Origin of the sequence: Streptomyces sp. 7N604, from assembly GCF_052245475.1 — a bacterium.
Taxonomy (GTDB): domain Bacteria; phylum Actinomycetota; class Actinomycetes; order Streptomycetales; family Streptomycetaceae; genus Streptomyces.
Genome location: NZ_JBQQBX010000008.1, coordinates 1 through 14,415, shown reverse-complemented (window position 1 = coordinate 14,415; position 14,415 = coordinate 1). Strand labels below are relative to the sequence as shown.

Below are 14,415 nucleotides of genomic sequence, written 5' to 3'. Positions count from 1 at the left end.
GAAAATGCCCGCCCTACGCGCTGCGGCGTGTTCCCGTGCCGCGGATTACCAGGTTCGCCAGGAGCTGGGTGGTGGCCGCGGTTACCGCGTCCACCGCCTCGTCGAACGCGGCCTGGTTGTGGGCGGCCGGGTGGTGGAAGCCCGAGACCTTGCGGACGTACTGCAGGGCGGCGGCCCGGATGTCGTCGTCGCCGACCTGCTCGGTCACCGGCGGGCGGAGTGTCTTGATGCTGCGGCACATGCCCCCAGTGTGCGCCCTCAGCCCTCCGTCGCGCCCACCGTCCCGGGCAGGACGTGGTGCTGCGGCGAGAACCGCCGCCAGCGGTACGCCCTGGTACCGCCAGAGACGGCTATGCAGCAACCCGGTACCTTCGACAGCATGGCTGAGCACCTGGGCGACCGAATTGCGCGTCTCCGGCGACTGGCTTACCTGACCCAAGAAGGGCTGGCCGAGCGGTCCGGCATCTCAGCGGATGTAGTGCGCAAGCTGGAGCAGCGGCGCAAGCACTCCGCGCGGCTGCCCACGCTGCATGCACTAGCGAAGGGTCTGGGCGTCGAGCTGACGAGCCTGCTCGGCGACCCGCCCGGTGTGCCGTCGAACGGTGATGCCGAACCCCCCCAACTCGTCGCCGTACGCCGCGCCATCATGCCTCCGCTGTTCGCTCCGCCAGCCGAGCCGACCGGGCCTGAGAAGCTGTCAATGTCCTTGCTGCGAAGAGAGATTGCCGAGGGCTGGACGCTTTACCACGATGCCGAGTTCGGCCGTCTCATGGAGACGCTTCCGGGAATCATCGCCGACGCCAGGTTCGCGGCTGCGGTCGGCAACGCTGACCAGCGCGCGGCAGGCCAGGTCGCCTTGGGCAAGGCACTCCAACTCGGCGGCCATCTCGCGATCCGTTTAGGCAAGACCGACTTGGCGCTCTCCAGCCTTGAGCGCGCCATGGCCGCCGCCGGTGAGTCGTCCGACCCGCTGCTGGCCCCCATGATTTCCAACTCCGTCGCCTGGGCGTACCAGCGGCAGAACCGTCTCGACGACGCCCAGAACCTCGCCGTCTACGCTGCCGACGGAGTGGAGCGCGAACACGTCGGATCGGCCGAGGGGATGCGCGTCTGGGGCGGCCTGCTCATGTCGGCGGCGACCAGCTACGCCCGTAGCGGCGACTACGACCAAGCCAGCGGCATGATGCTCGCGGCAGAGGAGGCCACCGAGCGGCTGGCCAAGATGCCACCGCCTGTCGACGGAAAGATGCTGAGCATCTTCAACCGGTCCTCTGTGCGCATCGAGCGGGTACGGCTCGCCGTCCAGCACGCCCGGCCCGCGGAGGCGTTGAATCTCGCCCGAGGGATGCGGCTTTCCAGGGACACGCCGCCGTCGTGGCGTACCTGGCTCCTGCTGGACGTGGCTCGGGCGTACACCGACGTGGGGGACGCCGGAGGAGCTGTGAAGGCCCTGGAAAGGCTGCGGCGGGTCGCTCCGGCTTGGATGCGCCATCACACGCTGGCCGTGGCCATCGTGACCGACCTGTGGAACGGCCCAGCTCGGCCGCCAGGCCTGCGAAAGCTCGCCGAGTTCCTGGGCGTCGCCAACTAACCGTTAATAACTGGGACGTTGCGTCCCTGTAATCGCCCGCTGGTCCGCGAGACCTTTCAGGCATGGTCACCGACAGCGAGCGAGAGATCACAAACAGCGTTAGCAGTGACACCGGAGCCCGCTCCCTGATGACTCTTCGAGTCAGCAGGGACAGCGGCCAGACGTACGGACCCACTCGGGTTGTTCGTGCCGATGACGCCGTGACGGCCCTTGAGAGTCCCGTTGCATTCCCGCTATGCGAGTGCCCCCGGCACCGAGCGGATCGAGACTCCGAGCAACGGCAATGGTGCCCGTCCGTGACCTCCGAATGGCCCCCGCTCCGGTCGCGTCCGAGCCCTGCACAGGTCGCGCGGCCGGAGCGGGTCAACCTCCACTCAGAGAATGGAGATCACTCATGAGTATCCCCGGACCGGACCCGTCTCCGATCCCTGGCCCTCACCCCGGCGCACGGTCGTTACTCACAGAGGAGCAGTTCGCGAGCGTCCGAGGCACCGTCATGGACGCAACCCGGACATGTCCGAGGAGGTGGCGGGGCGCATCGTCGAGGAAGGCATCAAGTTCGTCGTGGCCTGCTCGAGGTTCCCGGACCTCGCCCTGGCCCCGTCGCGCATCGTCGACGAGGGCTGGCACGCGCTGCTTCTTCACTCGAAGCTGTATGCCGACCTGTGCGCGCGGTTCGGCGAGTTCGTGCACCACTACCCGGGCTGCGACCCAACGCACTACGACCCGCCCATCCTGGAACGAACTCGCGCAGTGATCAGCGAGCTGGGCTATGCCGCCGACGAGGGGCTGTGGGGGTCGCCGGACGACAAAACCCTCGTCTCCGTAGCGGCAGTGCCAGCACGCCCCGGAGTGCCAGATCCGGCCCATGCCGAAGCCTCAGTGGCCAGTGGCGAGTGGCCTGACGGACTTGGCGCAGCACGCCTAGGGTGGCCGCATGACCGAAGACGAAGCCCGGCACGTCGAGAAGATGCTTCGGCTGTGCGGCCTGCCCGGCGTCGCGGCGGCGGCGGACCCAGCTGACCCATCCGAGGACTGGCGGATCTACGACCGGGTCGACGCGGACACGCGCAGGGACACCACCGACGAGTCTCGGCGAGCCCTGTACACCGACGCCCAATCGGGCTCGGCCGCTCCCGCAGAGCCTAGGGCGGTTCGAGGGTTCATCGTCCCGGGTCGTTGATCGACCACAGACCGAGCCCCGGCCCTCCGCTTCCCCCGTGGCGGAGGGCCGGGGCTTCGCGGTCACTCGGCGTCGCGCCCGAAGGTCTCCTCCGGTGCCCAGTGCGCCCTCAGCCCTCCGCCGTGTCCCCCGCCGTCTGCTCCTTCAGCCAGGGGCCGAGCTCGGACCGTATCCGGCGGTCCATCGCCATCGACAGCTCCGCTTCGACGACGGCCATCGAGACCGGGCGGAGGCGTCCGATCGCTGCGGCGGCGTCCTCGGTGCCGGGCAGGACATGGCTGCCGATGAGCCGGGTGAAGAGCTCGGCGAGCGCGTCGGCGTGGGCGCGGACCTCGTCGGCAGCGGCGAGGACGGCGGCAAGCGGCACGCCCTGGCCGACCAGCGCGCTCGAGGCGTCCAGCAGGCGGCGGCTGACGTGCACGATCTCGTCCCCGTCCACGGCCACGTAGCCGAGGTCGAGGGCGGTCGCGAGGTTCTCCGGGGTGACCTGGCCGGTGAAGTAGTCGGCCAGCTCCTCCGGGGTGAGGCGGACCGGGGTCTCCTCGGACCACGGGACGGTCACCGTGCTCTCCAGGCCCTCCAGGCCGAGGAGTTCGCCGACGTCGCGGCCGCTCTCGAAGGCCGCGATCAGCTCGGCGATGCCGCCGAGGGTGTGGCCGCGGTCGAGCAGGGCGGTGATCGTACGGAGCCGGGCCAGGTGGTGGTCGTTGTACCAGGCGATACGGCCCTCGCGACGCGGCGCGGGGAGCAGTTTGCGCTCGCGGTAGAACCGCAGGGTCCGGACGGTGATGCCGGCCTCCCGGGCCAGCTCCTCCGCGCGGTACTCGCGGGCTTCGTCCTGTGCTTTCTCGTCTGGTTCCTGGTCCTTCGCCACGGCAGCAGCCTATGTCGGCGGAGGCGGGCGACGGGCGGGGCCGCCTGCGACCCGCGGTAACTTCCCGCTGCGCGACCCCTACCCAGGGGTACCGTCCTGCTCTACCCTCCGGACGACGCCAGTGATTGCTGGCACGGTTGTTCTGAGCTGGGAGGCGGCGGCATGGCCGAGCGCGAGCATGACCACGGGAGCGGCGGGCAGGGGAGCGCCGGCGGGCGCCGGAACGGACAAGGGCAACGGCGCGGGCGCGAGCACGTACGGGTCGCGGTGATCGGATCCGGATTCGGCGGCCTCGGCGCCGCCGTCCGGCTGCGCCGTGCCGGCATCACCGACTTCACCGTCCTGGAGCGGGCCGACGCGGTCGGAGGCACCTGGCGGGACAACAGCTACCCCGGCTGCGCCTGCGACGTGCCCTCGCACCTCTACTCGTTCTCCTTCGCGCCCAACCCCGAGTGGCCGCGCGCCTTCTCGGGCCAGCCGCACATCCGCGCGTACCTGGAGCGGGTCACCGACACCTTCGGGCTGCGCCCGCACATCCGCTTCAACTCCGAGGTGCACAGCCTGCGCTGGAACACCGACGGGCTGCACTGGGAGGTCGAGACCGCGACCGGCGCACTCACCGCCGACGTCGTCGTCTCCGCGACCGGGCCGCTCTCCGACCCGAAGATCCCCGACATCCCGGGCCTGGATTCGTTCCCTGGCAAGGTCTTCCACTCCTCGCGCTGGGACCACGACTACGACCTGCGCGGCAAGCGCGTCGCGGTGATCGGCACGGGCGCGTCGGCGATCCAGATCGTGCCCGCGATCCAACCGGACGTGGAGCGGCTGACGCTGTTCCAGCGCACCCCACCCTGGGTGCTGCCGCGCATGGACCGCAAGATCGCAGCCGTGGAGCGCTGGCTGCACACCAGGCTGCCCGCCACGCGCGCGTTGCGCCGCGGACTGCTCTGGGGCATCCGCGAGCTCCAGGTCAGCGCCTTCACCAAGCGGACGACCGAGCTGGAGCTCGTCCAGGCCATCGCCAAGTCCCATATACGCAAGGCCATCAAGGACCCCGCCATGCGGGCCAGGCTCACCCCCGGCTACCGCATCGGCTGCAAGCGCATCCTGCTGTCCAACGACTACTACCCGGCCCTCGCCCAGCCGAATGTCGGGCTGGTCTCCTCCGGCCTCAAGGAGGTCCGCGGCTCGACGCTGATCGCCGCCGACGGCACCGGGACCGAGGCTGACGCGATCGTCTTCGGCACCGGTTTCAACGTCACCGACATGCCGATCGCGCAGCGCGTGACCGGCGCGAACGGCACGACGCTCGCGGAGGAGTGGAAGGACGGGATGGAGGCGCTGCGCGGCACGAGCATGGCCGGCTTCCCCAACTTCCTGACCATCATCGGGCCCAACACCGGGCTCGGGAACAGCTCGATGATCCTCATCATCGAGGCCCAGCTGAACTACATGACGGACTTCATCGAGCAGCTCGACACCCTGGGCGGCAAGGTCGCGCTGGACGCCAGGGCCTCGGCCGTCCACGCCTGGAGCCGGCACATCCAGGAGCGCATGAAGCGCACGGTCTGGAGCACCGGCGGCTGCGATAGCTGGTACATGGACGCGAATGGCCGCAACACCACCATCTGGCCGGGCACGACGGGCGAGTTCCGCCGCGTCACCAAGCGAGTCGACCTCGCCGAATACGCGGTGCTGCGCGCCCCCGCGGACCGGGCCCCCGCGGACCAGGCCGCCGAGACGGCCGAATCCGCACACGCCGAATCGACGCATGCCGATTCCGCGACTGCCGAGGAGGCCCACGCATGAGCAGGCTCATGCACGTCGTCTCCGGGCCGTACGCCCCGCCCCCGGCAGCGCGCGAGCTGACCGCCGTCTCCGCCGACGGGGCCTGGCTGCACGTCGAAGTGCACGGCTCCGAGGACGCGCCCGCCATCGTCCTCGCGCACGGCTGGACCTGCTCCACCGCCTTCTGGGCGCCGGTCGTCCGCGCGCTGGCAGCCGACCACCGGGTCGTCGTGTACGACCAGCGCGGGCACGGCCGCAGCCCGGCACCGGGCCCCGGCGGCTACAGCACCAGCGCGCTCGCCGACGACCTCGAGGCGGTGCTCGGTGCGGCGCTCGCGCCGGGCGAGCGTGCGGTGCTCGCCGGGCACTCCATGGGCGGCATGACCCTTATGGCCGCCGCGGACCGGCCCGCGCTCCGCGATCACGCGGCCGCCGTCCTGCTGTGCAGCACCGGCAGTTCGGGGTTGGTGTCCGGGACGATGGTGGTGCCGCTGCGCCGGGAGCGGATCCGCGCGCGGGTGCATCGCGCGCTGCTCGGCACGCGCGCGCCCTACGGCCCGGTCACGCCCCTGGCGAAGCGGATCCTCAAGTACGCGACGATGGGCAGGGCTTCGACCCCGGAGATGGTGGAGGCGTGCGCCCGTATCGTGCATGCCTGCCCGCGCACCGTACGCGCGGCGTGGGCGCATGTCCTCGGCGAACTCGACCTCGACGCGCAGCTCGAGCGGCTGACCGTGCCGACCGTGGTGATCGCGGGCACGGCCGACCGGCTGACCCCTGCGGTGCACGCCCGGCGCATCGTCGCGGCCCTGCCCAACTGCGTCGGGCTCACCGAGCTGGCCGGGCTCGGCCATATGACCCCGGTGGAGGCGCCGGACGCCGTCACCGGCGCGATCCGCGACCTCGTACGCGACCACCTCGCCGTACGCGACCACCTCGCCGTACGGGACCACGACGGCACACGCGATCGCCCCACGGCCGCTCCAGCAGTGCCCGCGGAAGAACCGGCCAAGGTAAAGGAGGAGACGTCGTGAGCGCACGCAGGAGCCTGGAGGGGCGGGTCGCGGTGGTGACCGGCGCGGCGCGCGGTGTCGGCGAGCTGCTGGCCCGCCAACTCGCCGCGCGCGGCGCGCAGATCGCGCTGATCGGCCTGGAACCGGAGGAGCTGAGCCAGGTCTCGGACCGGCTGCCCACCGAGTCCGCGTACTGGCACGCCGACGTCACCGACGCCGAGGCCATGGAGCAGGTCGCACGGGAGGTCCTGGAGCGCTTCGGCCGGGCCGACATCGTCGTGGCCAACGCCGGTGTGGCGCAAGGAGGTCCGTTCCTGGACTCCGAGGCGCGGTCCTGGAACCGGGTCATCGAGGTCAACCTGCTCGGCAGCGCCACGACCGCCCGCGCCTTCCTGCCCGCGCTGCTGGAGAGCCGCGGCTATCTGCTGCAGATCGCCTCGCTCGCCGCGATCACCCCGGCGCCGATGATGACGGCGTACTGCGCGTCCAAGGCGGGCGTCGAGGCGTACGCCCACTGCCTGCGCGGCGAGGTGGGCCACAAGGGCGTCAAGGTCGGTGTGGCGTACCTGAGTTGGACCGACACCGACATGGTGCGCGGCGCGGACGAGGACGAGGTGATGCGCGAGCTGCGGCAGCGGCTGCCCTGGCCCGCCAACCGCACGTACCCGCTGGGCCCCGCCGTCGGCCGGATCGTCGCGGGCATCGAGCGCCGCTCCGCGCATGTCTACGGGCAGTGGTGGCTGCGCGGCATGCAGGCGGTGCGCGGCTATCTGCCCGGCGCCATCGGGATCGTGGGGCAGCGCCAGATGCGGCGATTCGAGCCGCGTCTCGCCGCGACCCGCGGGACGCGCGGCGGACTGGTCGGCGCGGGCGGTGCGGCGGACGAGAAGTCCCGCGCGGAGCGGCCCGGGTAGCGCTGCGTGCACGCCTGCTGAGCTGCGCCTTGTCACTCTCCGCACCGGGCGTTGGGTTCTGGAATGCGAAGAGTGTCCGCTCATGTAACGCTTGGTCGGGGCTCAAGCCCCTTCACCCAGCAAGGAGTGACACTGATGGGCATCAAGGACCAGTTCCAGGACAAGGCGCAGCAGATGCAGGAGCGCGCGAAGCAGAACATGAAGGGCAGCAGCAGCCAGGACGAGAAGTCCGAGCGCGAGCGCCGTCAGAACCCGCAGCGCGGTGGGCAGCAGCCGCAGCGCGGCGGCCAGCAGCGGCCCCAGGACAAGCCGCGCGAGCGCTCGCAGCCGAATCGCGAGCAGGGGCGGCAGGGCTCCCTCGACGAGATGAGCGACGACATCGACCACTGACGTCGCCGCGCACACCTGCGCATCGCACGGCGCACGCGGAAGGGGCGCACCCCACGAGGGTCCGCCCCTTCCTCCGGCTCGCGGCCTCCGGCCTCCGTAAGCCTCAGCAGCCTCAGTCCCGGTTGCGCGGCGGCAGTTTGGGGCGGCGCAGGTCCGGCACGTCCGAGTAGTCCGGCGGGTTCTTGGCCGGGTGCTCCTCCAGCAGTTTCAGCGCGAGCTCGACCGCGTCGTCGAGCTGCTTGTGCCGCCCCTCCGCCCAGTCCAGCGGCGTACGGTCCACCTCGATGTCCGGTTCCACGCCGTGGTTCTCGACGCCCCACCCGTAGCCCTCGAACCAGGCCGCGTTCATCGGCACCGTGATGACCGTGCCGTCGCCGAGCGGGTGCCGCCCCGTCATGCCGACCACCCCGCCCCACGTCCGCAGCCCCACCACCGGCCCGAGACCGAGCAGTTTGAAGGCCGCGGTGATCATGTCGCCGTCGGAGGAGGTCATTTCGTCCGCGAGCGCGACGACCGGCCCGCGCGGCGCGTTGGAGGTGTACGACACGGGCTGCGCGTCGCGCGTCAGGTCCCACCCGAGAACCGTCCTGGTGAGCTTCTCTATGACCAGCTCGCTGATGTTGCCGCCCGCGTTGCCCCGCACATCCACGATCACGGCGTCCCGCGCCATCTCCATCCGCAGATCACGGTTGAACTGCGCCCAGCCCGAGCCGCCCATATCGGGGATGTGCAGATAGCCGCACCTGCCGCCGCTGGACTCCCGTACCACCTCGCGGCGCTTGGCCACCCAGTCCTGGTAGCGCAGCGTCCGTTCGTCGATCAGCGGCTGGATCGCGACCCGCCGGGTCGGGCCCTCGCCCTCCGCGGGCAGGAAGGTCAGCTCCACGGTCGTCCCGCCCGCCGCCGTGAGGAGGGGGTACGGCCCGGCCACCGGGTCCACTGGACGCCCGTCGACGTGCGTGAGGATCGCGCCCTCGCGGATGCCGGAGCCCGCGAGCGGCGAGCGCGCCCTGGAATCGGAGGACTCGCCGGGCAGGATGCGGGTCACGGCCCACCGCCCATCCTTGGTGCGCGCGAAGTTGGCGCCGAGCAGGCCGATCGGCCGCTGGTAGTGCGGCGGACCCTCGTTGCGGCGGGCAGGGGTGACGTACGCGTGGGAGGTGCCCAGCTCGCCCATCACCTCGCGGAGCAGATCGGCGAACTCGTCGGGGGACGCGACCCGTTCGACCAGGGGCCGGTACTGGTCCAGCACCCCGTCCCAGTCCACACCACACATCCGCGGCTCCCAGAAGTACGCCCGGACGATCCGGCCCGCCTCCTCGTACGCCTGCCGCCACTCCGCCTCCGGGTCCACCTGGTGCTGGATCCGCCGCAGGTCGAGGTAGACGGTCGAGTCGCTGTCGCCCGGCTCGATCGCCGGGATCGCCCGCAGCTCGTCGTCGTCGGCCACCACCAGCCGGGTGCCGTCGACGCTGAGCGCGAACCAGTCGAGGTGCGTGACCAGTTCGGTGCGCCTGGCCCGCGCGAGGTCGAAGTGCTCGAGCGTCGGCTTGCCCGTGATGTCGGCCGGGTTGGCGAAGGTCTCGCCGAGCGCGCCGGAGATCGGCCAGCGCAGCCACACCAGGCCGCCGCCCGCGACCGGACGGAGCGAGGAGTATTTGGAGGCCGTGACGGGGAACGGCGTGACCCGGCTCGCCAGGCCCTCGACCTCGACCATCACATGCCCGTCGCCCTCGCCCGCCTCACCGCGGTCGCCGGGGTCGAGGCCCCCGGCCGCGGGCCGGCCCTCGGCGGAGAGCGCGAAGGGCGAGGGAGTCGCCGACGACAGCGGTACGAGATAGGGGCGGCAGCCCAGCGGGAAGGACAGGTCGCCGGTGTGCACGTCGTAGACCGGGTCGAAGCCGCGCCAGGAGAGGAAGGCGAGGTAGCGGCCGTCGCGGGTGAACACCGGCTGCTCGTCCTCGAAGCGGCCGTTGGTGACGTCGATGATCGTGCGGTCCGCGAGCCGCGCCAGCTTGATCTGGCGGAGCGTGCGCCCGATGCCCGGGTGGGACCAGGTGATCCACTCGGAGTCGGGGGAGAAGGCGAGGTCGCGGACCGGCCCGTTGATGGACCGGATGACCTCGGTGACTCCGCCCTCCGGACCTTCGCCCCCGCCCTCGACTTCGCCCTCGACTTCGCCCTCGCCGTTCTCGGCCGTGTCGAGGATCAACAGCCGCCCGTCGTGCGTCGCCACCGCAAGCCGCTCGCCGTCCGGTGATGCCGCCAGCGCGTGCACCCGGCCGACCGCGCCCGCCGCGATCCGCCGCGGCTCGCGCGCCGCCCCGGCCCGCGGCAGGTCCGCGATCTCGATGGCGTCCTCGCCCTCCGCGTCCGTGACGTACGCGATCCGGCCCGACGAGCCCAGCATCTCCGGCCGCCTGACCCGTACGCCCGGGGTGTCGGTGATCGTACGGGCCGGGCCGTCGCGGTGGGTCAGCCAGTACAGGCTGCCGCGCACGCACACCGCGCTCGCGCGCCCCGTTGTGTCCACGGACAGCGAGGCGACGTGCGATGCGGCCGGGATCTGGTACGTACGGCGTCCCGTGCGCGCGCCGCCCAGCCGGACCTCCAGCTTCCGCGGGGCCCCGGAGTCCGCGCCGCCCGTCAGGTCCTCGGCCAGCCACAGGTCGCCCGCGCACTGGTAGACGACGCGCGAGCCGTCCGTGGACGCGTGGCGGGCGTAGAACGCCTCGTGGTCGGTGTGGCGCCGCAGATCGGAGCCGTCGTGCGCACAGGAGTAGAGATTGCCGATGCCCTCGTGATCGGAGAGGAAGGCGATCCGGTCGCCCACGAACATCGGGCAGTCCAGATGGCCGTTCAGCTCGGGGAGCAGCCGCTCGCACTGCAGATACAGCCGGCCCGTGGCCCCGCCCCGGTAGCGCTTCCAGGAGGCGGGCTCGTGCGGCGGCTTGCCGGTGAGGAGGAGGGTCAGGTGCTCGCCGCCGACGTCGGCGATCGCGATGTCGGCGATCGGGCCCCAGGGCAGGCGGCCGCCGGGGCTGCCGTCGGTGGGCACCTTGTAGCCCCAGGAGAAGTACGAGAAGGGCTGGCCGTGCGAGGCCACCGCCAGGATGTGGTCGTCCGGGCTCCAGCCGCAGACCCGGGTGTCGGTGGAGCCCCAGTAGGTGAGGCGGCGTGCGGGCCCGCCGTCGACGGGGGCGAGGTGGATCTCGGGGTCCAGGCTGCGCCAGGTGGTGAAGGCGATCTGGGTGCCGTCGGGGGAGAAGCGGGGGTGGCCGATCCGGGTCCGGTCGACGGTGACCCGCCAGGCCCGCTCGGCCGGGGCGCCCGGCGCGGCGACGGGAGCGACCCAGAGGTCGTCCTCGGCCGCGAAACAGAGCAGATCCTCGTGGATGTGCGGGAACCGGAGATACGCGCCATCGCTCACTACTCCAATGTCCCGGGCGTGTCCGGGCCGTGGCAACTTGTGGGCCGGGAGCGCGCGCATCGCCATGGTCGTGGCGCGAGGCACATAGCGAAACGTTTGCGTTTCGATCGGACGCAGGGATACTCTCGCATGTGTACGAAACCGTTTCGTTCGTAGGGGAGGTCATGAGATGCCCGCCGAGGCACCGCGCACACCGCCGCGCCGCACCCGGCTCACTCCGGAGCGGGAGAGCGAGCTGTACGAGGCGGTACTCGACCTGCTGCGGGAGCTCGGCTACGAAGCACTGACGATGGACGCCGTCGCGGCCCGCACGCGCTCGAGCAAGGCGACCCTCTACCGCCAGTGGAAGGGGAAGCCCGAGCTGGTCGCCACGGCCCTGCGGCACAACAAGCCCGTATCGCTCGAGGACGTCGACACCGGCAGCCTGCGGGGCGACGTCGCGGAGATGCTCCGCCTCTCCGACGACGACCGGATGCAGAAGGACACCGCCCTGCTGCGTGGTCTCGCCCAGGCGGTCTACCGGGACCCCGATCTCCACCAGGCGCTGCGCGAGCTGCTGATCGAGCCCGAGATCGCCGGTCTCCACGCGATGCTGCAGCGCGCGGTGGGCCGGGGTGAAGTCCCCGCCGGCACACCGGCGTTGGAGTACGTCCCGCACATGCTGATCGGCGCCTTCATCGTGCGGCCGCTGATCGAGGACCGGCCGGTCGACACCGCGTACCTCACCCGATTCATCGACGCCGTGGTCTTCCCCGCCCTGGGCGTCTGACCTTTCCGTACCTCCGGTCCGTATCTTCCGGATCTTCCGGGAACTCAACGGATCTCCCGGGACCGCAACCCGCACACCTCCCCGGTTCACCACCGCACAAAGTCCTGCCCGACGCGCCGCTCTCGTCGTCGGGACGGCACCGCACACCCACGTTCGGCCTCATCACACACGGGAGCAGACCCTTCATGGCCACCTTCCTCTACAAGCTGGGCCGGTTCGCCTTCCGCAGGCGCCGGTTCGTCGCCCTCATATGGGTGGCGCTGCTGGCGGTCGTCGGTATCGGCGCCGCCAGCGCCCCCGCCGCGACCTCCAACTCCTTCTCCATCCCGGGCACCGAGGCCCAGAAGGCGTTCGACCTGCTGGACGAGCGCTTCCCGGGCGGCAACGCCGACGGCGCCACCGCGCGCGTGGTCTTCAAGGCCCCCGACGGCGAGAAGATGACCGACCCGGCCAACAAGTCGGCGGCCCTGAAGGTCGTCCGCGAGCTGCGGTCCGGCGACCAGGTCGGCCAGGTCACCGACCCGTACCAGGCCAGGACCGTCAGCAAGGACGGCACGACCGCCTTCACCCAGGTCTCGTACGAGGTCTCCGGCTTCGAGCTGGAGGAGTCCACGCGTGAGGCGCTCGAGGACGCGGGCGAGGGCGGGCGCGACGCGGGCCTCACGGTCGAGATCGGCGGTGACGCGCTGCAGACCGTGCCCGGGACCGGGGCGTCCGAGGTCATCGGCATCGCCGTCTCCGCCGTCGTCCTCGTCATCACCTTCGGCTCGCTGGTCGCCGCAGGAATGCCGCTGCTCACCGCGCTGATCGGGGTCGGCATCGGGGTCTCCTCGATCACGGCGCTGAGCAGCGCACTCGACCTGTCCAGCACGACGGCCACCCTGGCGACGATGATCGGCCTCGCCGTCGGCATCGACTACGCGCTCTTCATCGTCTCCCGCCACCGCGCCGAGCTGGCCGAGGGCCGCGAGCGCGAGGAGGCGGCGGGACGGGCCGTCGGCACGGCGGGCTCTGCGGTCGTCTTCGCCGGACTCACCGTCGTCATCGCCCTGGTCGGCCTCTCGGTCGTCAATATCCCGATGCTGACGAAGATGGGCCTGGCCGCGGCTGGAACGGTCGTCATCGCCGTGCTCATCGCGCTCACCATGATCCCGGCGCTGCTGGGCTTCGCGGGCGGACGAGTGCTGGGCCGCAGGGCGCGCAAGGGCGGTGCCGGGCAGGCGGAGGAGAGGCTGGGGGAGAAGCCGGGGGCGAGGCTGGGGGAGAAGCCCAACATGGGCACCCGCTGGGCGCGTTTCGTACTGCGCCGCCCGGTCCCGGTGCTGCTGGCGGGCGTGATCGGACTCGGTGCGATTGCCGTCCCCGCGACCTCGCTGGAGCTCGGCCTCCCGGACGACGGCGCACAGCCGACCAGCACCACCCAGCGCAAGGCGTACGACCTGCTGGCCGACTCCTTCGGCCCCGGCGTCAACGGGCCGCTGATGCTGGCCGTGGACGCCGAAGGCAGCGACGACCCGAAGGCGGCCGCCCGGCAGGTGGCCAGGACCGTCTCCGGCCTCGACGACGTCGCCGCCGTCACTCCGGCCACCTTCAACAAGGCAGGCGAAACGGCCATGCTGAGCGTGGTCCCGGACTCCAAGCCGAGCAGCACGGAGACCGAGGACCTGGTCTCGAACATCCGGGACGCGGCCGGTGACATCGAGGCGGACACCGGCGCCGAGGTCCTGGTGACCGGCACCACCGCGATGAACATCGACGTCTCGCAGAAGCTCAACGACGCGCTGCTGCCGTATCTGGCGCTGGTGGTGGGCCTGGCGTTCCTGCTGCTGACGGTGGTCTTCCGGTCGGTCCTGGTCCCGCTGAAGGCGGCGCTCGGCTTCCTGCTCTCGGTGGTCGCCGCGCTGGGCGCGGTCGTTGCGGTCTTCCAGTGGGGCCGGCTCGGAGACCTCTTCGGCGTCGAGCAGACCGGGCCGATCATGAGCATGATGCCAATCTTCATGATCGGGGTCGTCTTCGGCCTCGCGATGGACTACGAGGTCTTCCTGGTGACCCGGATGCGCGAGGCGTACGTCCACGGGGAGCGGCCGGGCCAGGCGATCGTCACCGGCTTCCGGCACGGCGCCAGGGTCGTCACGGCGGCCGCGGTCATCATGATCAGCGTCTTCGCGGGCTTCATCGGCTCGTCCGAGTCGATGGTGAAGATGATCGGCTTCGGCCTGGCGATCGCCGTCGCCTTCGACGCGTTCGTGGTGCGCATGGCGATCGTCCCGGCGGTGCTCGCCCTTCTCGGCAGGTCCGCGTGGTGGCTGCCGCGCTGGCTGGACAGGCTCCTGCCGAACGTGGACGTCGAGGGCGAGCAACTCCGGAAGCGACTGGGGGCCGACGCGGGGCCCGCGGCGGGCGTGCCCGCCGCGGGCGGAGGCGGCGCCGCCGGTGACCCGGACGCGGAGCCCGACCCTGAGC

General features: G+C 71.4%; 11 protein-coding genes. 8 read left to right on the top strand and 3 right to left on the bottom strand.

Annotation, left to right across the window (positions count from 1 at the left end; genetic code table 11):
- Positions 1-13 precede the first annotated feature (13 nt).
- Positions 14-241, bottom strand: coding sequence for a DUF2277 domain-containing protein (locus tag ACTWP8_RS10660; RefSeq protein ID WP_443321897.1), 228 nt, complete (start codon positions 239-241; stop codon positions 14-16).
- A gap of 138 nt (positions 242-379) precedes the next feature.
- Between ACTWP8_RS10660 and ACTWP8_RS10655 the strand changes: the two genes are divergently transcribed.
- The gene (locus ACTWP8_RS10655; RefSeq protein WP_443321896.1) at positions 380-1,591 is read left to right on the top strand and encodes a helix-turn-helix domain-containing protein; all 1,212 of its coding nucleotides are present in this window, start codon (positions 380-382) and stop codon (positions 1,589-1,591) included.
- A 513-nt stretch (positions 1,592-2,104) separates the two neighbouring features.
- A complete protein-coding gene (locus tag ACTWP8_RS10650) occupies positions 2,105-2,614 on the top strand; it encodes a glycine-rich domain-containing protein (protein WP_443321895.1) in 510 nt (169 codons plus the stop codon).
- Positions 2,615-2,883: 269 nt separating this feature from the next.
- Here ACTWP8_RS10650 and ACTWP8_RS10645 read toward each other — a convergent pair whose 3' ends face one another.
- On the bottom strand, positions 2,884-3,648 hold the full coding sequence (locus tag ACTWP8_RS10645; protein ID WP_443321894.1) for a MerR family transcriptional regulator: 765 nt from the start codon (positions 3,646-3,648) through the stop codon (positions 2,884-2,886).
- A gap of 162 nt (positions 3,649-3,810) precedes the next feature.
- Between ACTWP8_RS10645 and ACTWP8_RS10640 the strand changes: the two genes are divergently transcribed.
- From ACTWP8_RS10640 to ACTWP8_RS10625, 4 genes are all read left to right on the top strand, one after another.
- Positions 3,811-5,457 carry a flavin-containing monooxygenase gene (locus ACTWP8_RS10640; RefSeq protein WP_443321893.1) on the top strand — a complete coding sequence of 549 codons (1,647 nt, stop codon included), beginning with the start codon at positions 3,811-3,813 and terminating at the stop codon, positions 5,455-5,457.
- Entirely contained in the window at positions 5,454-6,470 is a 1,017-nt protein-coding gene (locus tag ACTWP8_RS10635; protein WP_443321892.1) for an alpha/beta fold hydrolase, read from the top strand. The genes ACTWP8_RS10640 and ACTWP8_RS10635 overlap by 4 nt, the downstream gene beginning before the upstream one ends.
- The gene (locus tag ACTWP8_RS10630; protein ID WP_443321891.1) at positions 6,467-7,363 is read left to right on the top strand and encodes an SDR family oxidoreductase; all 897 of its coding nucleotides are present in this window, start codon (positions 6,467-6,469) and stop codon (positions 7,361-7,363) included. The genes ACTWP8_RS10635 and ACTWP8_RS10630 overlap by 4 nt, the downstream gene beginning before the upstream one ends.
- 135 nt (positions 7,364-7,498) lie before the next feature.
- Positions 7,499-7,753, top strand: a complete 255-nt coding sequence (locus ACTWP8_RS10625; RefSeq protein WP_443321890.1) for a hypothetical protein — start codon at positions 7,499-7,501, stop codon at positions 7,751-7,753.
- A 112-nt stretch (positions 7,754-7,865) separates the two neighbouring features.
- Here ACTWP8_RS10625 and ACTWP8_RS10620 read toward each other — a convergent pair whose 3' ends face one another.
- Positions 7,866-11,183: a S41 family peptidase gene (locus tag ACTWP8_RS10620; protein WP_443321889.1), complete on the bottom strand. Its 3,318-nt coding sequence runs from the start codon at positions 11,181-11,183 to the stop codon at positions 7,866-7,868.
- A gap of 169 nt (positions 11,184-11,352) precedes the next feature.
- Between ACTWP8_RS10620 and ACTWP8_RS10615 the strand changes: the two genes are divergently transcribed.
- Complete coding sequence (locus tag ACTWP8_RS10615; RefSeq protein WP_443321888.1) at positions 11,353-11,952, top strand: TetR/AcrR family transcriptional regulator; 600 nt, start codon at positions 11,353-11,355, stop codon at positions 11,950-11,952.
- 185 nt (positions 11,953-12,137) lie between these two features.
- On the top strand, positions 12,138-14,415 hold a 2,278-nt coding region (locus tag ACTWP8_RS10610), incomplete at its 3' end, for an MMPL family transporter (protein ID WP_443321887.1).

Coding starts and splice junctions, on each gene's coding strand:
- ACTWP8_RS10660 (WP_443321897.1), bottom strand. CDS start 241: ATGTGCCGCAGCATCAAGACACTCCGCCCGCCGGTGACCGAGCAGGTC.
- ACTWP8_RS10655 (WP_443321896.1), top strand. CDS start 380: ATGGCTGAGCACCTGGGCGACCGAATTGCGCGTCTCCGGCGACTGGCT.
- ACTWP8_RS10650 (WP_443321895.1), top strand. CDS start 2,105: ATGTCCGAGGAGGTGGCGGGGCGCATCGTCGAGGAAGGCATCAAGTTC.
- ACTWP8_RS10640 (WP_443321893.1), top strand. CDS start 3,811: ATGGCCGAGCGCGAGCATGACCACGGGAGCGGCGGGCAGGGGAGCGCC.
- ACTWP8_RS10635 (WP_443321892.1), top strand. CDS start 5,454: ATGAGCAGGCTCATGCACGTCGTCTCCGGGCCGTACGCCCCGCCCCCG.
- ACTWP8_RS10625 (WP_443321890.1), top strand. CDS start 7,499: ATGGGCATCAAGGACCAGTTCCAGGACAAGGCGCAGCAGATGCAGGAG.
- ACTWP8_RS10615 (WP_443321888.1), top strand. CDS start 11,353: ATGCCCGCCGAGGCACCGCGCACACCGCCGCGCCGCACCCGGCTCACT.